Below are 16,882 nucleotides of genomic sequence, written 5' to 3'. Positions count from 1 at the left end.
GATTGAGAGAGAAGGAGCAACACGAATGAACGGCGCAAAACACCGCTTCGCACTGGGACTGACCTGCTTTTTTCTGATCGGCATCACGGTTGTGTATCCGTTTCTGCTGTACACACCGAACGCGTTCGTCACTCGCTGGCGTGAGTGGTACATCGAAACCGCAATGGGCACCATGACGCACCAGTGGCTGGCCACCTGGTTTATCCCGGAGGATATCATCAACGAGGTGATGACCAAGCGCTACCTGATGAACCAGAAGCAGGAGGGCATCGTCAGCAACTGGGACGGCGCATGGGAGGAGAAGGACACCGCCGAAACGCCGAAGGACAAATTCTATGCCATGTTCAGTGAGCTGAACGAGAGCGAATTTGAGCGCTTTCTGGCGGATAATCCGGAGTATTTGGAGAACGGCTACGACGAGATCAACATCGACCTGATCGGCGAGCCGAGCCAGACGCATTACGACACCGGCCTCAAGACCAGGCAGGGCGACACGGTGTTGGCGGTCAACGCCGAGCACGGCATTCTGATCGTCGAGCAGACCGGCGAGGACACGCTCGGCATGGAGTACGCGGGCAAGATCGCGCTCTGCAAAAAGCCTGAGAATATCTTTGTCGGCACGAGCGAGGGCCTTGGCGATTACGGCTCGTTCGTATCCGATATGGTGAGAGATTATGACGCCATTCTGGGCATCAACGCCTCCGGCTTTGCCGATTTTGACGGCAATGGCACGGGCGGCACCGTGTACGGCTTCCTGAAAAGCCGGGGAGAGAAGTATCAGGACGCAGTAGGCGACGGCTGGAAGATCATCGGCTTTGACAACGAGGATCACCTGCAGGTCGGTGCGTTTAACGATACCTCCAGCCTGCGCGACGCGGTGGAGTTCCACCCGGCGCTCATCATCAATGGCGAGAATCTGGTCGCAGGCACCGGCCTGAACGAGCAGCAGCCGCGCACGGCCATCGGTCAGGCGAAGGACGGCACGGTTATCATGATGGTCATTGACGGCCGTCAGATGCACTCGTTCGGCATTTCGATCGAGCGCTGCGGCGAGATCATGGAGCAGTATGGCGCGTATCAGGCGTCCATGCTGGACGGCGGCTCGTCCTCCGTTATGGTCTATCGCGGCCGCGAGATCACCAGTCCGACTACGCTTTCCCAGAATGAGGAAGGCCGTTATCTGCCGGATGCATTCCTGGTGAAATAAAAATTATCACGATTTCGGAAAAAACACTTGTATTTTCCGTCATTGCATGATAGAATAAATAAGCGCCTGTGAGACAGGCGCGATACGGAGAAGTATCGAAGTGGTCATAACGAGCTCGACTCGAAATCGAGTTGGCGGTAACACGCCACGTGGGTTCGAATCCCACCTTCTCCGCCAAAATAAAGACCATCCATCCGGATGGTCTTTATTTTTTACTCCGAAGGTGGGATTCGAAAGGCGGCTCTTAGAAACATGCCAGTGGCATGTTTCAACCGCCGTGGGAGCCCGTAGGCCGACAACCTCTAAAATATTTAATGGTTGCTTGCCGCAGCAAATGGAATCCCACCTTCTCCGCCGGCAGGGCAGGCGGGATTCAAACTCACCTGAAAAATTTTCCTCAATCAACAAAATTTTTTCTCCGCGCGGCAAATTTTCTATCATGTAAATCACCGCAAAAGCCGCGAAAAAGTTCGATATTTCACCGATTTTACCGACAATTCACGGTGTTTGAAAATTTATCAAATTTTTTCGCAAATTTTGTTGACAAAGGGGGATACCCCTGATATAATATATCTTGTCGCTGAGAGACAAGCGGTTCACCGCGAGAGATCAATGCGAGTGTGCTGGAACTGGTAGACAGGCACGTTTGAGGGGCGTGTGTCGATCGACGTACGGGTTCAAGTCCCGTCACTCGCACCACCTTCTTTCAACAACAAAATATGCGGATGTGGCGGAATGGCAGACGCGCTAGCTTCAGGTGCTAGTGTTCGCAAGGACGTGGGGGTTCAAGTCCCCCCATCCGCACCAAGTGAAAGAGCTGAAATCTTTTGATTTCAGCTCTTTTTCTGTACATTTTAGAATATTTAGTTTTATGATGTAATTTGTGAAAAACCGCTGTCTACCACAAGTGTCTACCAAAATCGCAGCGCTTCATTTTAGTGCTGATTTTAGTGCAGGTTCAGCACCTTTCCCATAGCCGCCGCCGTTTCCTTTTTCGCTTCCTCATCGGTGTGTAAATGTTAAGCGTAGTCGTAACATCGGAATGGCCGAGAAATTCTTGAATCTGCTTGATGTTTACGCCCTGTGCTAGAAGCAAACTTCCTGCCGTATGACGCAAGCCGTGAAAGCGGATTTCCGGCAGGCCGTACTTTCCGGAAAACCCGCCGGAGCAGGGAAGCGGTGGTCTGATATCTTGTCTAACAGATTGTCTGCCACAGTATCCAATTCCACAGAATGCACCAAAACCAAGCCGACAGAACACGGATTTTCTGTATTGACACCTGCTCAAACCGTGGTACAATTATAACAGAAAAAGCAGAGTAGAGCACAATGCGTTAAGTGCCGCTGAAACGGGGAGTTGTTCGGCGGACGAAAGGGAGCCTTTTCCTTGCGGTATTGTGGTCGCATCCCGCTGCTGCAACTGTTTAGGCACTTTCCTAAATCGCTGTGGCAACAGATGAATTTGATTAGGAGGTGTCTTTTTCTATGTCTAAAACTCCGAATATCTTTGTCCGCTCGCTGCGTGAGCTGAGGTCCACCCGCTGTCTGGCGGTCACGGCGCTGCTCATTGCGATCAACGTCACGCTGGATCTGCTCGGTCTGTCGATCAAGCTGCCGCCGAACCTGCGTATCGGCTTCGGCTTCCTGTGCAATGCGTCGATCGGCATGCTGTTCGGCCCGGTCGTCGGCATGATGGCCGGCGTGTGCACCGATGTGCTCGGCTACTTTGCGGGCAACCTGTCCATGGGCGCGTATTTCCCGGGCTATACGCTGACGGCCGTTGTCGGCGGTCTGATCTGGGGTCTGTGGCTGTATCCGCGCAAGGTCACCGTATGGCGTGCCATCGGCGCAAAGACCTGCATCAACCTGTTCTGCAATATCTGCCTGAACACCCTGTGGCTGACCGTCACCGGCGGCAAGGCGATGAGCGTGCTGCTCGTTACGCGCGTGCCGAAGAACCTTATTCTGCTGCCGATCGAGATCGTGCTGGTCTACTTCGGCATGAAGCTGGTCAACCGTATCTATGGCGCGCTGCCGAATGGAAAAGCGGCGACGGAAATCGAGAATTGAAAATGGAGAATGATCCGTAAGATAAAAACAGTCCCTCGGCCTGTCGCTTGACAAAGCCGGGGGATATGCTATAATAAAGTCAAAGGGACACTGTTACAGCAGTCAGGCCCTTGTACTTTCATCAGTTAAATTTTGATGACCGTTTCGGATACCAGCCGGACGGTCATCGCGCTTTTATACAGAAAATGTACAGTACAATGACCGCACATACAAAAAGCTGAAACGCCTTTTTCCACATCAGCACCACCTCCCTCCATACGAAATCCGCAGGGGAAAGCGGGCCTGACCACTAATATGTAACAACGTCCGTACGGATTATAGCATATAACACCGAATAAAGTCAATCAGCCGCCTTTTCGGGCGGTTTTTGTTTTATTTGAAAACATTGGCAGCATGCTTTCAGCTTTTTGTGAATAATTCTGTTTTTCCCTATGCAAACGGCTGATTTTTTGTTATACTATATATGATTGGAGAAGAACGGTACAGTCCGTTCGCTGAAAGGGAGTGACCTCTTTATGAAACTTACAAAAGAGAGTATTAAACATAACGTGGCATGGAAGGGTTATCGTCTGCCGCAGTACGACATTGACGCCGTGCGCGAAAACACCCACAAGGCACCGACTTGGCTGCATTTCGGCGCCGGAAACCTGTTCCGCGCCTTCCCGGCTGTACTGGCGCAGCGCTTGCTGACCGCCGGTCTGTCTGACACCGGCATTATCTGCTGTGACGGCTACGATGAGGAGCTGATCGACCGCTGCTACCGCGCCTGCGATCATCTGTCGCTGGTTGTCACCCTGTATTCCAACGGCACGATCAACAAGGAAGTGGTTGCGTCCGTTACCGAAAGCCTCAAGCTGAGCGAGGATATGCTGCGCCTGAATGACATTTTCCTGGCGCCGAGCCTGCAGATGATCAGCTTTACGCTGACCGAGAAGGGCTATATCATCCAGGACGACACCCGCGAGTTCCTGCCGGACTACAAGCACGACCGCGAGAACGGTCCGGAAGGCTGCCAGTCCTTCTTCGGCAAGCTGACCGCGCTGTGCCTCGAGCGCTGCCGCGCCGGTCTGTCTCCGCTGGCACTCGTTTCGCTGGATAACTGCTCGGACAACGGCACCCGTCTGGAGCGTGCTGTCCGTCACATGGCCCGCGCATGGCAGCGTAACGGCTTCATCACCGAGGATGAGTATTACTTCCTGCTCAAGAAGAATACCTTCCCGCTGTCCATGATTGATAAGATTACCCCGCATCCGGATAACCGCATCGCAGACAAGCTGGCGGCTGACGGTCTGGAGAACGCAAAGCCGTTCGTAACCGAAAAGGGCACGCACGCGGCTGTTTACGTCAACTCCGAAAGCCCGCACTACCTGCTCATCGAGAACGCATTCCCGAACGGTCATCCGGCTCTCGAGCAGTGCGGCGTTATCATCACCCGCCGCGACATCGTTGAGAAGTCTGCGATGATGAAGGTAAGCACCTGCATGAACCCGATGGATACCGCCCTCGGCGTATTCGGCTGCATGCTCGGCTACACCCGCATCAGCGACGAGATGAAGGACACCGAGCTGGTCAACCTCATCACGCGCCTGAGCGAGCAGGAGGCAATGCCGATGGTAGCTGACCCGGGCGTTATCGACCCGGAGGCATTCCTGCACGAGGTTCTCGGCGAACGTTATCCGAACCCGTTCCTGCAGGATTCCCCGCAGCGTACCGCAACCGATACCTCGCGTAAGATTGCGCCGCGCTTCGGCACCACGCTGTACGCTTACTATAACTCCATGCTGCCCGCACACCGTGCTACCAAGCTGATTTACATTCCGCTGGTACTGGCCGGCTGGCTGCGCTATCTGGAAGGCGTGGACGATAACGGCAGCGAGTTCACCCTCAGCCCCGACCCGAATATCGAGCATGTCCGCGCGCTGATGGGCAACCCGAAGCTGGGCGACGACGTAAGCGAGGCTCAGCTGTACCCGTTGCTGGCAAACCGCTACTACTTCGGTGTCAACCTGTTTGAGATCGGCGTAGGCGAGACCGTTGTCCGCATGTTTGGCGAGATGAACCGCGGCCCGCACGCTGTCCGCGAAACGCTGCAGAAGTACTGCGGCGAGGAGCAGGAGCAGGAGTGGATTTTCTCTTAATTACCGAAAAAACGTAAGACAAAAGGCGAACCGTAGGGTTCGCCTTTTTGTATGCAGATAAAACAAAAACCGCCGCAAAAGGCGGTTGATTGACAAGGTATTGCAATATATGCTATACTCAGAATGTCAACAACGATGTGAAACAGGTTGTTCCTCCCAACATAAGGGAGGTGATGACATGGTCACTTATTCCGATCTGTTCCAGTTCGGTCTTCTGATCGTTGCTATCATCAGTCTATGTCTGAGACATAGAAGATAACCGCCCCTGAAAAGGAGCGGCGTTTCCTCAATTAACCAAGTTTTTTAGGAACGACCGCTCTTGCCAGAGAGCCATCGTTGTTGATACAATTATAACGCAGTGCCCCGGTTTTGTCAAGCGACAGAGCCGGGGCACTGTTATTCCGTTATCCGTTAACAAGGGTTACAATACCTTTCCAAAGAGCGTAAAGCAAGTCCTCGAATGACGCCTGCGGGTTATGAATGGCAATCCATACAAAGCCTGCCGTTAAAAGGACAGTCACCGCGATTATTACCCAGAAACAATACCATCTCTGTTTAGGTGTCATATGATTTCCCTCCTCAGTCATAACGGTATTTTTCACCTCGGGGAGTTTACGGCTTATATCTATAGATTAACAGATATTCACGGTTTGCAAAGGGATTTTGCACAGAAGCCGGTGCATTATTTTTGTCCGGCGGCTACCCGTAATCCCGGCGCATACCTCAGCCATTTCCCGCTTTTGAGCCGCAGGAAGAAGCAGATCGACCGGCACAGCCAGTCACCGATCATGGCAATCCAGATGCCGATTGCGCCCATGCCGAAGTGCACCGCGAGAATATATCCCGCGACAAGCCGCAATCCCAGCATGGAGATAATCGAGCACACCATCGGATACCTTACGTCATTCGCCGCACGCAGGATATTCGGCATGGCAAACGAGGTCGGCCACAGGAAGATCGCGCAGCCGTTGTGGATCATAATCAGCGTCATGCCGAGCGTAAGCGCCTCCGCAGACACGCTGTAAATCTTGAGGATAAGCGGCGTGCACGCAATCGTGACAAGGCAGGTGCTCGCGGTAACGGCGTAGGTAATCATCATCAGCTTTTTCGCCATGCGGCGCGTCTGCGGCTCATCGCCCGAGCCGATGCACTGCCCGATAACGGTTATCATCGCTAGACTCATCGCCTGACCCGGAATGACGGCTACGGCATCCAGATTATTCGCCAGCGCATTCGCGGTAATCTGGGTCGTGCCGAACAGCGAGATCATGCTCACGACGAGTACGCGGCCAAGCTGAAACAGGCTGTTTTCCAGTCCGTTCGGCACACCGATCTGCAGAATGCGGCGGATCAGCTCTTTATCCGGTCGAAACCGCTGTCCGCGCCGCAGAGAGACCGTGTGTTCGGGGTTCAGCAGCAGAATCGTGATAGCGACAGCCGCCGTGCCGCGCGACAGCACGGACGAAAGCGCCGCGCCTCCGACGCCCCACTTGAACACGAAAATGAACAGCGAGTTGCCGATGAGGTTGACGATGTTGATCAGTCCCGCAATCAGCATGGAGATACGCGAGTTGCCCTGTGCGCGGAACAGCGCCGCGCCTGCGTTGTAAATCGCCAGAACAGGGTAGGAGAACACGCTGACCGTCAGGTAGGTGAGCGCGCTCTGCATCACGTCATCCTCGATCGTGCCGAACAGCAGCCGCAGCAGCGGTGCGCGGAACAGCATGACGAGCGTCGAGATGATCAGCGCAATGACCGTGACGACTAAGTACAGCTGCTTGGAGGCATCGCATGCACGGTCGTTCTTTCTCGCGCCGAGCAGCTGCGCGACCACGACCGCGCCGCCGGTTGCCAGCGCGGAAAAGATGTTGATGATGAGTACGTTGAGCATATCGACCAGCGATACGCCGGAAACCGCCGCTTCACCGACCGAGGAGACCATCATCGTGTCGGCCAGACCGACCGTGATGGCGAGCACCTGCTCGATAACGAGCGGAAAAATCAGCTTTTTGAGTGCGGCATTGGGAAATAACTCTTTACTCGTAAAAAATACACCTCGAATCAGAGAATAACGCGGTACGCCTCGATCAGCCGTTCGAGCGACCATGCGGCGTTCGCGGGACTGGTGGAGGGCAGCTGCGTGATGGGAACGCCGGTTTTCGGCTCGATCAGCCTGCGGTACAGCTGCGCCGACTTGCCGCCGGTGGCAAAAATACGCGTAATTTTGCTCTCGCGGAGCAGGCGGCCTATGTCGTTCGGCTCGGCGTTGCGGATAGACGTGTCGGACGCGCCCGCAATATCGCATTTGGCGATGGTGTCCCACAGCGCCACATGATGCCGCAGGCACATCGCGCGCTTGTCCTCGATGGAGACCGGCACCTCCTCGCCAAGCACAGCCGCCAGCACGCGCCAGAATCGGTTCTGCGGGTGGCCGTAAAAGAACCCGACCTCGCGGGATTTCGGGCTTGGAATCGAGCCGAGCAGTAGCACGCGCGACTCGCTGTCGTACAGCGGCGGAATGGTGTGAACGATGGTTTGCAGTTGCATGGATCAGTCCTCCAGTACGGAAACAAAGCTGCGGAACGCGCTCGGCAGCGCGTAAGCGTCGCGCAGTTCGGCGGGTGTGACAAAGGTGAGAGCGGGTGCAGGTGCGTCCAGTTCGACATACACGCCGTTCATGTGCCACTCCACATGGGTGAAAATATGCTTGGCAGGCCGCAGAGAGAGCAGCTTTCGCACGCTCCAGCCCATTTCGGTGAGCGCCGCGCGCAGCTCGTCCGGCGAGAGATGGCCGTCCAGCGAGGGCAGCTCCCACAGACCGGCGAGCAGACCCTTTTTCGGTCGCTGCCGCAGACCGACCAGTTCGCCGCAGCGCACAAGGAGCACGGTGCGGTTTTCCACTCTCCGCGCCTTTTTTGCGGCTCGGAGCGGCAGCACAGCCGCGTTTCCGCGGTGAAAGCCCTCGCAGAGATGCTGAATCGGGCAGTCGTCACAGCGCGGTGCGCCGTTCGGCAGACAGACCGTTGCACCGAGTTCCATCAGCGACTGGTTGAGATCGCCGGAACGGTCGGATGGCATGAGCGCGGCGAACCGCTCGCGCGTCTGCTTTTTGAACTTTGCGTCCGTGATCGGCGTGAAATCGTTATCGAGCCGCGCCGCCACACGCAGAACATTGCCGTCCACCGCCGGAACAGGCAGCCCGAACGCGATAGACGCCACCGCGCCTGCCGTATATTCACCGACACCGGGCAGAGAGAGCAGTTTATCGTAGTCGGCGGGCAGTTCGCCGCCGTATTGCTCGCACAGCAGGACCGCTGCACGGTGCAGGTTGCGCACGCGGCTGTAGTAGCCGAGCCCCTCCCAGAGCTTGGTGTAAACGGCCTCGTCCGCCGCCGCGAGAGCGGGAATATCGGGCAGCGCGTTCATCCAACGGGAAAAATAGCCGCGCACGGCCTCCACGCGCGTCTGCTGCAGCATGATCTCGCTCACCCAGACGCGGTAGGGAGTAGGCTCAGACCGCCACGGCAGGTCGCGGTGACCGGCGTCATACCAGTCCAGCAGCGGCTGCACGATGGCTTTGCTTACCCCGCTCAATATTTCATGTCATCCAGCGTAGCGCCGGTGTAGAACATGGTGAAGGTCGCGTCGGCAATGTGCTTGCCCTCGTCGTCGTGCACCTCGACCATGTAGACTGACACCTTGCGGCCGCGCTTGCGCTCGTACGCCACAGCGGTCAGCTTTTTGCCGCAGCGGCCCGGACGGTAGTAGTGGATGGTGCTGTCGAGCGTGACGGCCACCGTGCCCTGAGACGCTGCCGCAGAGCCTGCCGCAATGTCGCACAGCGTGAAGATCGTGCCGCCGTGCGCCATGCCGAGCGGATTGAGCAGCTCGGGGGTCAGGTCAAGCTCTACGGTTGCGCCGCCGTCCTTGTCGAGCGTCACAACGTGCATGTGCATCAGTTTGTTTAAGCCGCCGGCTTCCTGCCGCAGCTTGAGGATTTCTTCGATGGTCAAGGTTAGGACTCCTTTATATATTCTATAATCTTTTGATAAACGATGGTTTTTCGCCTTCGAGGCGAACGGTTCTTGCCTACGCGGCAGGCGCACAAGAGGGTAGACACCAAGGTTTCTACCCTCTTGAGAATCACCCATTTCCTTAGAGGGCACGGCGCAGATTGCCGACATGTGACCGCTGCGAAGCAGGGGAACGGCAGAGGATTTTTTCTCTGCTGCGGACGAACTACCTTCGGAGTCCGTCCTCATGAGCAACCTGTTCGCAGTGTCAGATACCGTTCTGCTACACAGACCAGCTACTCTACGCAGGCGCGACATACCCGTGTCGCGCAATTCGTGAGCGCGTTATGATAGACAGGGCCTACGAAGATAAATTGTACCAAACGCCTAATTCGTAGGTGCCGTGCGGTATAACGTGTTAAAGAGTTGCGCAACACGGGTATGTTGCGCCTGCGTTGACTAAACCGCCTGTGTAGCAGTACGCTGTCTGTGAACTGCGAACAGGTTGCGAAACGAACGCAACGGTAACCCGACTGCCGTACCCCATTTTCGAAGCGGTCGCCGCTCTCTGATTTTCGCCGGGCTAACAAACAAGGGAAAGGTAGGAGTTCAAAGAGGAAGGGAAACCGTAGGTGTCCCTTCCTTTTTGCCCCCCGCGGCGGGGGCCGCAGTCTCCCGCGCTCCGCAGAGCGCAACTCCCCGCTGAGGTTCAGCGAAAAACTTCCGCCCGTCAGGGGCGAACACGCTGACGCAGTTCGCGTGCCCCGGTCAGCCGGTGCTGAAAAAACTCCCGCCCGTTAGGGGCGAACCCGCTTACGCAGTTCGGGTGCACCGCTCAATCGGGGCAGGATAACAGGTGAAATCTGCGATACTACTCTATTTTATTATAAAATGCACCCGCTCCTGCGTCAAGCGCAACCGCCCGGCGAAGCCTGACGAATTTTTCTAACAACCGTCGGATTACACAATCCCCAATATGTAGTTACCAATCGGAAACAGGACAACAAAATGCAGGGAAAAGTGCCGAAAATACAAAGCGAGCCTGTCGAAATGCGTCGAATATGACTGTTTTCTGTACTTTACAAACGGTAATACAGCGAGTATAATATAAATATATATTTTATAGTTGTGCCTTCTGCGGCACAACGCAGACGGAGAATGTTGGAATGAGTGATTTTTCGCGCACGCTTGCGCTTCTGCGACGGGAAAAGAAAATAAGTCAAAGAGCGGCAGCGGGCGACCTCGGCGTTTCGCAGGCGCTTCTCAGCCACTATGAGAACGGACTGCGTGAACCCGGTCTGTCTTTTGTCGTGCGTGCGGCGGATTATTACGGTGTGTCCTGTGACTACCTGCTCGGCCGTTCGATGGCGCGTGACGGCTCTGCTGTGCCTGCCGAGCGCATGGAGGGCACGGACACCGAGACGGAGCACAGCCGGATTGTGCAGGCGGCAGCCCTGCTGCTGCAGGTTGCCGAATCACTTGAGAGCAAGCAGCTTTCGCACGAGATCGAGTCGTATTTCGCGGTTGCAATCTACAAGGTGTACCGCTATCTCTACATGGCCGACCCGGCCGGGGTGGATGCGGTGTTCCGCGCGCCGCAGGATCGCTTCGAGTACCTGTGCGATGCCCGCATGAAGGAGCATGAGCTGAAAATCCGTCTGGCGGCCAACGGCGAGGAAGGCTGCGGTCTGACGCAGGAGAATATCCGGCGGATGCCGCTCGCCCCGAGCGAGATTGCACGGCGTTATCCGGATTTGTCGAGCGCACTGCTGACCGTTCTGCAGCAGGTGTCGGATTCGATCGATCGGAAAAATAAAATGCAATAATTTCGGACAAACCTATTGACAAATACACCGGTGTGAGGTATACTAAATAAGTCGCTGAGACAAGACGACTTGATGAAACGCTGGTGTAGCTCAGTTGGTAGAGCAGCTGATTTGTAATCAGCAGGTCGGGGGTTCAAGTCCGTCCACCAGCTCCAATCAAGCTGGTAACTGAATATGGAAGGTTTCCCGAGTGGCCAAAGGGAACAGACTGTAAATCTGTCGTCTATGACTTCGGTGGTTCGAATCCACCACCTTCCACCAAAACAGAAGGACATTCCAAAAGGAATGTCCTTTTTCTGTTTTGGCGGAAGGTGGTTGTGGATTCGAAAGCCGGCTCTTAGAAACGTGCCGGTGGCACGTTTCAACCGGCGTGGCTTTGCCGCAGCAAAGCGAATCCACCACCGGACGGGTCGGCAGGCGTGTAGCAGTGCGGTTAGGGGACTGCACCAGATGCGTAAGTTAGACACGCGCCCTAAACGGAGCGTCGGCTCTTAGAAACGTGCCGGTGGCACGTTTCAACCACCGTGGCTTTGCCGCAGCAAAGCGAATCCACCACCGAACGGGTCGGCAGGCGTGTAGCAGTATGGTTGTGGGACTGCACCAGACGCTCAAGTTAGACACACGCCTTAAACGGAGCGTCGGCTCTTAGAAACAGCCCGGTGGGCTGTTTCAACCGGCGTGGCTTTGCCGCAGCAAAGCGAATCCACCAGAACGGGTCGGCAGGCGTGTGGCAGTGCGGTTAGGGGACTGCACCAGCCAATCACGGCAGGCACGCGCCCGATCAGAAGGGAAGAACAGATTGTTCGATAGCGAAATCAACCTGCACAGGTTATTTGGAACGATATATTGCCGTTTGCGACGTTATCCCGTAGGGGCGCACACTGTGCGCCCAGACAGCGCAAAATCATACGGGGCGTGGGCGAACAATGTTCGCCCCTACGGGACAGATTGTACAGACCGAAAAATATTTTCTCCGAGTTGACCACTCATGGTCAATTTTTTATATAATCCGGCGTATAGATGAGGGTAGAAGCTATGCCAGTCAAGGCGAATGCAGCAGCGCATCAGCGGGCGTGAGAACCAATCGGCGACGACCTGAGCCGATGAAGCTGCTCCATCGAACAGAGCAAAATACAGCCTTGTTGGGAATCAACAGGGCTTATTCCCATGCCCATCGTTTTTTCTCGCCAAGAAATCGGTATTTCTCGTCCGGAAAACGGCATTTCTCGTCCAGAAAGTACACAGAGCAGAGAAGAGCAGAGGACAGAACAGAAGAGTAGAGCAGAGCATAGCATAGCAGAGAACAGCAGAGCAGAAACAAAATTGAGAATGGAGAATGATTCTGACTGACCTGACCCTGACTGACGAAAAGAGATTTTCTAAATTGCTTTCTGCAAATAAAAAGGACCTCCGGTAAAACCGGAAGTCCTTGATCTATCGTTTTGGTAACGAGATTACTTAGCCATGGAAGCAACTTCTGCTGCGAAGTCGTCAACCTTCTTCTCGATGCCCTCGCCCTTCTCGAAACGAACGCACTTTACGAGCTTGATCTCGCCGCCCAGCTCCTTGGCAACAGCCTTAATGTGAGCCTCAACGGAAACCTTGTTCTCCTTAACGAAAGCCTGCTGCAGGAGGCAGTTCTCCTCGTAGTACTTGCCGATACGGCCGTCTACCATCTTGTGGATGATCTGCTCCGGCTTCGGCTTAGCAGCGGTCTTGTTCTCCTCGAGAGCCTGGATCAGGAGGATCTCCTTCTCCTTAGCCAGAGTAGCCTCGTCAACGTCGGACTTGTCCAGGAAGGACGGGTTCATAGCAGCAGCCTGCATGCCGATGTCCTTGCCCAGCTCCTTAACAGTAGCGTTGTCCTTCAGACCCTCGGAAACTTCCAGACCAACCAGAACGCCGATTACGCCGCCCATGTGGTTGTAAGCAACGTTAACGGTGGAGTCGTCGAAACGCTCGAAACGACGGATCTGCAGGTTCTCGCCGATGGTCAGAACCTTCTCCTGCAGAGCGTCCTGAACGGTGCCTTCGCCCATCTTGCAAGCCTTGAGAGCCTCAACGTCAGCCGGAGCGTCCTTGATAACAACGTTAGCAACGTCGGAAACGAACTGCTGGAAGTCAGCGTTCTTAGCAACGAAGTCGGTCTCGGAGTTTACCTCGATGATTGCGCCTACGCCGCACTCATCACATACGGTAGCCTTGACCAGACCCTCAGCAGCGATGCGGTCTGCCTTCTTAGCAGCCTTAGCCAGGCCCTTCTCACGGAGCAGCTCGATAGCCTTGTCGAAGTCGCCGTCGGCCTCGGTCAGTGCCTTCTTGCAGTCCATCATGCCTACGCTGGTCATTTCGCGGAGCTTCTTTACGTCAGCAGCGGTAAAAGCCATTTTATTATTCCTCCAATTTATGATTTTACGATGAAAAAAAACGTAGGGCACAACGAACACCGGCGCGCCGGGTCGTCGCGCCCTACGAACAACTCACTGAATGTTATATTGAGTTATGAATTACTCAGCCTTTGCGTCAGCCTTAGCCTCAACCTCGAGCTGCTCGCCCTGCTTGCCTTCCAGAACAGCGTTAGCCATGGTCTGGGAGATCAGCTTGATAGCGCGGATAGCGTCGTCGTTGCCCGGGATAACGTAGTCGATCTCGTCCGGATCGCAGTTGGTATCAACGATTGCAACGATCGGAATGCCCAGCTTGCGTGCTTCTGCGATCGCGTTCTTCTCCTTGCGGGAGTCAACTACGAACAGAGCGCCCGGAAGCTCCTTCATTTCCTTAACGCCGCCGAGGTACTTCTCGAGCTTAGCGATCTCGAGCTGGAGCTTGATAACTTCCTTCTTCGGGAGCAGATCGAAGGTGCCGTCAGCCTGCATCTTCTGCAGCTGGTTCAGACGAGCGATACGGGTACGCATGGTCTTGAAGTTGGTCAGCATGCCGCCCAGCCAACGTGCGTTAACGTAGAACTGACCGCAGCGCTCAGCCTCTTCCTTGATTGCGTCCTGTGCCTGCTTCTTGGTGCCGACAAACAGGATGGACTTGCCGGAAGCTGCCATATCGCGTACGAAGAAGTATGCTTCCTCGAGCTTCTTTACAGTCTTCTGGAGGTCAATGATGTAGATACCATTGCGCTCGGTGAAGATGTAGGTAGCCATTTTCGGGTTCCAACGACGGGTCTGATGGCCGAAGTGTACGCCGGCCTCCAGCAGCTGCTTCATAGAAATTACTGCCATTTTGTTTTTCCTCCTTGGTTTTTCCTCCATCCCTGATCATCTGACAGCGGCAACAGAGCAAATGCACCGTCACCGACCGCTTTCATCACGGGATGTGTGAATTCATGCTATGATAGTTTACACCAATGGGAGGGGGATGTCAAGAGGAAAGTTGAAAATTGAGGATGGAAAATGGAGAATGGAGAATGAACGATACGGTTTACGGGGATTCTGCGGGTTTGGATTACATTAAATATACCGTATCGAATGATTGGAATGCTTTGCGGTCGATTAAATGAATATCGTAGGGTGCGACAAGGTGAATTGCGGTAAAGCCGGTAATGAAATATTTTTCCCTGCATAAAATTATGACAGGAGGGGATTTCTTTGCGATTGGGTTTTCGTCACACCGCGTTTCAGGCGGTATGCACGGTTTTGGTTTTATGCTTTGCGCTTGGACTGCTTGAGCGTGCCGACACGGTGCAGCCGGTATTCGGGGAGGACAGCGTGCGCGTACCGATTCTAATGTATCACAGCATTCTCAAGGACAGCGCACGGCAGGGCAAATATGTTATCTCGCCGGCGGTTTTGGCGGCCGATTTGGACGCCTTGCAGGCGAAGGGGTATACCGCCATAACGGTAAGCAATCTGCTGGCGTATGTACAGGACGGCGCAGACCTGCCGGAGAAGCCGGTGATGATCACCTTCGATGACGGCTACTACAACAACTACATTTATGCCTATCCGCTGCTCAAACAGCGCGGAATGAAGGCGGTTGTGTCCATCATCGGCAGCCAGACCGCGCTTTTCACCGACAACGGAGAGGAAAACGCCTACTGGTCGCATTTGCGGCTTGACCGCCTGCGCGAAATGCAGGATGTGTTTGAGGTGCAGAATCACTCGTGGAACCTGCACGAGTACGGCGAACGCCGCGGCTGTCTGCGCCGGAGAGGCGAGGACGAAATGCGCTACGAGACGCTGCTCCGCGAGGACACCGAGCAGACGCAGACGCTCATCACGGACGCCGGACTGCCCGCGCCGACCTGCTACACCTATCCGTTCGGTGCGTGCTCCAAGGAGAGCGAAACGCTGCTCAAAAGCATGGGCTTCCGGTGTACGCTCGGGTGCGAGGAGCGCGTCAATACCGTTACACGAAACCCGGACTGCCTGTTTGAGCTGGGGCGGTTCAACCGTCCGGCAGGGCAGAGCACGGAAAGCTTCCTGCACCGCGCGTTAGGAGAGGATTAAATGCAGAATACCATGCGATTTTCCGAGCTGCACTGCCGTGAGGTGATCAATCTGTGCGACGGAGCACGGATGGGCGAGGTGAGCGATCTGCTGTTCGATCCGGTCTGCGGACAGATTACCGCACTCGTTGTGCCCGCGCAAAGCGGCATTGTCGGGCTGTTCTCCAAAAATGACTGCGTTATTCCGTGGGGGTGCATTGAAACCCTTGGGGAAGACTATATTCTGGTCCGGTATAGACCAAAATAATATAGGATTAGACCTGTACCGTAGGGCGGGGCACTCCAGAGTGGCTTCTCTTGCCCTACGGAGAAGGCAAAACCATATCAAATGCAAAAAGAAAAAGGCGGACAACCGTCCGCCTTTGAGGCTGTCGAAAAACTATCGTTTTTCGAGCAGCCTCTCGATCGAAACCACGCTTTCGATCGAATGCTGAAGAAAAACCGCGTCCTCCGGACACATTTTTTCTTCCCTTGTATAAAAACCGAGGTACACGCCCCCGGTTTTTATGAATTTGCTGCGCAAATTCTATTTTATGCGTGCTGCCGCACGAAAAGTAAAAACGATAGATTGACTTTATCGACAGGCTGAGGCGGACAACCGTCCGCCTTTTGGCTCAATCCTTCTTATACTTTGCAACGCCCTCGGTGTAGAGGTTGCCGCCGACCGAATCCTGCGACACGATGGCGGAGAAATTCTCCACGGTGAGACGCTTGACCGACTCACAGCCCAGCTCGTCATATGCGATGACCTCGACATTCTTAATGGATGCCGCCTTCGCCGCGCCTGCGCCGCCGATGGCTACCATATAAACCGCGCCGTTGCGCGCCATTGCGTCCTGCACGCCCTGATTGCGCACGCCCTTGCCGATCATGCAGGCAAGACCTGCATCGAGCAGACGCGGTGCGAACGGGTCCATACGGCCGGAGGTGGTCGGGCCGACCGAGCCGATGACCTGACCCGGCTTTGCGGGGGTCGGGCCGGCGTAGTAGATCGCCGCGCCGTCGAGGTCGAACGGCAGCTTGTCGCCTGCGTCCATCGCGGCAACGATCTTCTTGTGTGCGGCGTCGCGCGCGGTGTAGACCGTGCCGGTCAGCGTTACGGTGTCGCCCGCACGCAGCTTCGGCGCCATTTCCTTGAGCTGTTCGGTTTTCAAATTGTAGTGTGCCAT

18 protein-coding genes, 5 tRNA genes and 1 riboswitch are annotated in these 16,882 nt (G+C 55.2%); of the genes, 14 read left to right on the top strand and 9 right to left on the bottom strand.

Translation table 11 applies throughout. The features are described 5' to 3' along the window. The first annotated feature begins 25 nt into the window (after positions 1-25). From PG722_RS00595 to PG722_RS00580, 4 genes are all read left to right on the top strand, one after another. Positions 26-1,207, top strand: coding sequence for a phosphodiester glycosidase family protein (locus tag PG722_RS00595; protein ID WP_270579344.1), 1,182 nt, complete (start codon positions 26-28; stop codon positions 1,205-1,207). Between the two features lie 86 nt (positions 1,208-1,293). Then, positions 1,294-1,384, top strand: a tRNA-Ser gene (locus PG722_RS00590). Between the two features lie 437 nt (positions 1,385-1,821). Further along, positions 1,822-1,906 (top strand) — tRNA-Leu (locus PG722_RS00585). 22 nt (positions 1,907-1,928) lie between these two features. Continuing rightward, positions 1,929-2,014 (top strand) — tRNA-Leu (locus PG722_RS00580). 151 nt (positions 2,015-2,165) lie between these two features. On the opposite strand, the gene PG722_RS14120 is transcribed toward PG722_RS00580, so the two are convergent. Next, entirely contained in the window at positions 2,166-2,468 is a 303-nt protein-coding gene (locus PG722_RS14120; protein WP_442867807.1) for a tyrosine-type recombinase/integrase, read from the bottom strand. 52 nt (positions 2,469-2,520) lie between these two features. After that, positions 2,521-2,623: riboswitch (THF riboswitch) on the top strand. Positions 2,624-2,692: 69 nt separating this feature from the next. Here PG722_RS14120 and PG722_RS00570 point away from each other — a divergent pair. From PG722_RS00570 to PG722_RS14115, 3 genes are all read left to right on the top strand, one after another. Next, the gene (locus PG722_RS00570; RefSeq protein ID WP_118360450.1) at positions 2,693-3,277 is read left to right on the top strand and encodes a folate family ECF transporter S component; all 585 of its coding nucleotides are present in this window, start codon (positions 2,693-2,695) and stop codon (positions 3,275-3,277) included. 515 nt (positions 3,278-3,792) lie between these two features. Further along, positions 3,793-5,415, top strand: a complete 1,623-nt coding sequence (locus PG722_RS00565) for a mannitol dehydrogenase family protein (protein WP_270579343.1) — start codon at positions 3,793-3,795, stop codon at positions 5,413-5,415. A gap of 109 nt (positions 5,416-5,524) precedes the next feature. Then, complete coding sequence (locus tag PG722_RS14115; protein WP_442867814.1) at positions 5,525-5,674, top strand: putative holin-like toxin; 150 nt, start codon at positions 5,525-5,527, stop codon at positions 5,672-5,674. Between the two features lie 145 nt (positions 5,675-5,819). On the opposite strand, the gene PG722_RS00560 is transcribed toward PG722_RS14115, so the two are convergent. The 5 genes from PG722_RS00560 to PG722_RS00540 all read right to left on the bottom strand — a co-directional run bounded on the left by PG722_RS00560 (position 5,820) and on the right by PG722_RS00540 (position 9,428). Next, the gene (locus PG722_RS00560; RefSeq protein ID WP_270579342.1) at positions 5,820-5,981 is read right to left on the bottom strand and encodes a hypothetical protein; all 162 of its coding nucleotides are present in this window, start codon (positions 5,979-5,981) and stop codon (positions 5,820-5,822) included. A gap of 116 nt (positions 5,982-6,097) precedes the next feature. Then, positions 6,098-7,522: an MATE family efflux transporter gene (locus tag PG722_RS00555; protein ID WP_270579341.1), complete on the bottom strand. Its 1,425-nt coding sequence runs from the start codon at positions 7,520-7,522 to the stop codon at positions 6,098-6,100. After that, a complete protein-coding gene (locus PG722_RS00550; protein ID WP_119214967.1) occupies positions 7,477-7,962 on the bottom strand; it encodes a DNA-deoxyinosine glycosylase in 486 nt (161 codons plus the stop codon). The genes PG722_RS00555 and PG722_RS00550 overlap by 46 nt, the downstream gene beginning before the upstream one ends. A 3-nt stretch (positions 7,963-7,965) precedes the next feature. Continuing rightward, complete coding sequence (locus PG722_RS00545) at positions 7,966-9,009, bottom strand: A/G-specific adenine glycosylase (protein WP_270579340.1); 1,044 nt, start codon at positions 9,007-9,009, stop codon at positions 7,966-7,968. Next, positions 9,006-9,428 (bottom strand): PaaI family thioesterase, encoded by a 423-nt coding sequence (locus tag PG722_RS00540; protein ID WP_110436509.1) that lies wholly within the window; start codon positions 9,426-9,428, stop codon positions 9,006-9,008. The genes PG722_RS00545 and PG722_RS00540 overlap by 4 nt, the downstream gene beginning before the upstream one ends. A gap of 1,166 nt (positions 9,429-10,594) precedes the next feature. Between PG722_RS00540 and PG722_RS00535 the strand changes: the two genes are divergently transcribed. The 4 genes from PG722_RS00535 to PG722_RS00520 all read left to right on the top strand — a co-directional run bounded on the left by PG722_RS00535 (position 10,595) and on the right by PG722_RS00520 (position 12,604). Beyond that, the gene (locus PG722_RS00535) at positions 10,595-11,254 is read left to right on the top strand and encodes a helix-turn-helix domain-containing protein (protein ID WP_118285335.1); all 660 of its coding nucleotides are present in this window, start codon (positions 10,595-10,597) and stop codon (positions 11,252-11,254) included. Positions 11,255-11,333: 79 nt separating this feature from the next. Then, positions 11,334-11,409, top strand: a tRNA-Thr gene (locus PG722_RS00530). A 21-nt stretch (positions 11,410-11,430) separates the two neighbouring features. Further along, positions 11,431-11,515: transfer RNA gene (locus tag PG722_RS00525), tRNA-Tyr, on the top strand. A gap of 906 nt (positions 11,516-12,421) precedes the next feature. Continuing rightward, the gene (locus tag PG722_RS00520; RefSeq protein WP_270579339.1) at positions 12,422-12,604 is read left to right on the top strand and encodes a hypothetical protein; all 183 of its coding nucleotides are present in this window, start codon (positions 12,422-12,424) and stop codon (positions 12,602-12,604) included. A gap of 104 nt (positions 12,605-12,708) precedes the next feature. On the opposite strand, the gene tsf is transcribed toward PG722_RS00520, so the two are convergent. Continuing rightward, the gene (gene tsf, locus PG722_RS00515; RefSeq protein ID WP_118760437.1) at positions 12,709-13,641 is read right to left on the bottom strand and encodes a translation elongation factor Ts; all 933 of its coding nucleotides are present in this window, start codon (positions 13,639-13,641) and stop codon (positions 12,709-12,711) included. A 120-nt stretch (positions 13,642-13,761) separates the two neighbouring features. Beyond that, positions 13,762-14,487 (bottom strand): 30S ribosomal protein S2, encoded by a 726-nt coding sequence (gene rpsB / locus PG722_RS00510; protein ID WP_110436512.1) that lies wholly within the window; start codon positions 14,485-14,487, stop codon positions 13,762-13,764. Positions 14,488-14,853: 366 nt separating this feature from the next. Here rpsB and PG722_RS00505 point away from each other — a divergent pair, with 366 nt between their 5' ends. The 3 genes from PG722_RS00505 (at position 14,854) to PG722_RS00495 (ending at position 16,302) form a co-directional block, all read left to right on the top strand. Beyond that, positions 14,854-15,714 (top strand): polysaccharide deacetylase family protein, encoded by an 861-nt coding sequence (locus tag PG722_RS00505; RefSeq protein WP_270579337.1) that lies wholly within the window; start codon positions 14,854-14,856, stop codon positions 15,712-15,714. Beyond that, entirely contained in the window at positions 15,715-15,960 is a 246-nt protein-coding gene (locus PG722_RS00500) for a YlmC/YmxH family sporulation protein (protein ID WP_110436514.1), read from the top strand. 81 nt (positions 15,961-16,041) lie between these two features. Then, the gene (locus PG722_RS00495) at positions 16,042-16,302 is read left to right on the top strand and encodes a hypothetical protein (protein ID WP_270579336.1); all 261 of its coding nucleotides are present in this window, start codon (positions 16,042-16,044) and stop codon (positions 16,300-16,302) included. Positions 16,303-16,327: 25 nt separating this feature from the next. Here PG722_RS00495 and PG722_RS00490 read toward each other — a convergent pair whose 3' ends face one another. Continuing rightward, complete coding sequence (locus tag PG722_RS00490; protein ID WP_270579335.1) at positions 16,328-16,882, bottom strand: FumA C-terminus/TtdB family hydratase beta subunit; 555 nt, start codon at positions 16,880-16,882, stop codon at positions 16,328-16,330.

This window comes from Butyricicoccus sp. OF27-2pH9A, assembly GCF_027693185.1.
Lineage (GTDB): Bacteria > Bacillota > Clostridia > Oscillospirales > Butyricicoccaceae > Agathobaculum > Agathobaculum butyriciproducens.
Note: the sequence above shows the minus strand (reverse complement) of the source record. Positions and strands in the feature narration are given on the sequence as shown.

Coding starts and splice junctions, on each gene's coding strand:
- PG722_RS00595 (WP_270579344.1), top strand. CDS start 26: ATGAACGGCGCAAAACACCGCTTCGCACTGGGACTGACCTGCTTTTTT.
- PG722_RS00570 (WP_118360450.1), top strand. CDS start 2,693: ATGTCTAAAACTCCGAATATCTTTGTCCGCTCGCTGCGTGAGCTGAGG.
- PG722_RS00565 (WP_270579343.1), top strand. CDS start 3,793: ATGAAACTTACAAAAGAGAGTATTAAACATAACGTGGCATGGAAGGGT.
- PG722_RS14115 (WP_442867814.1), top strand. CDS start 5,525: ATGCTATACTCAGAATGTCAACAACGATGTGAAACAGGTTGTTCCTCC.
- PG722_RS00560 (WP_270579342.1), bottom strand. CDS start 5,981: ATGACACCTAAACAGAGATGGTATTGTTTCTGGGTAATAATCGCGGTG.
- PG722_RS00555 (WP_270579341.1), bottom strand. CDS start 7,522: ATGGTCGCTCGAACGGCTGATCGAGGCGTACCGCGTTATTCTCTGATT.
- PG722_RS00550 (WP_119214967.1), bottom strand. CDS start 7,962: ATGCAACTGCAAACCATCGTTCACACCATTCCGCCGCTGTACGACAGC.
- PG722_RS00535 (WP_118285335.1), top strand. CDS start 10,595: ATGAGTGATTTTTCGCGCACGCTTGCGCTTCTGCGACGGGAAAAGAAA.
- PG722_RS00520 (WP_270579339.1), top strand. CDS start 12,422: ATGCCCATCGTTTTTTCTCGCCAAGAAATCGGTATTTCTCGTCCGGAA.
- tsf (WP_118760437.1), bottom strand. CDS start 13,641: ATGGCTTTTACCGCTGCTGACGTAAAGAAGCTCCGCGAAATGACCAGC.
- rpsB (WP_110436512.1), bottom strand. CDS start 14,487: ATGGCAGTAATTTCTATGAAGCAGCTGCTGGAGGCCGGCGTACACTTC.
- PG722_RS00500 (WP_110436514.1), top strand. CDS start 15,715: ATGCAGAATACCATGCGATTTTCCGAGCTGCACTGCCGTGAGGTGATC.
- PG722_RS00495 (WP_270579336.1), top strand. CDS start 16,042: ATGCAAAAAGAAAAAGGCGGACAACCGTCCGCCTTTGAGGCTGTCGAA.
- PG722_RS00490 (WP_270579335.1), bottom strand. CDS start 16,882: ATGGCACACTACAATTTGAAAACCGAACAGCTCAAGGAAATGGCGCCG.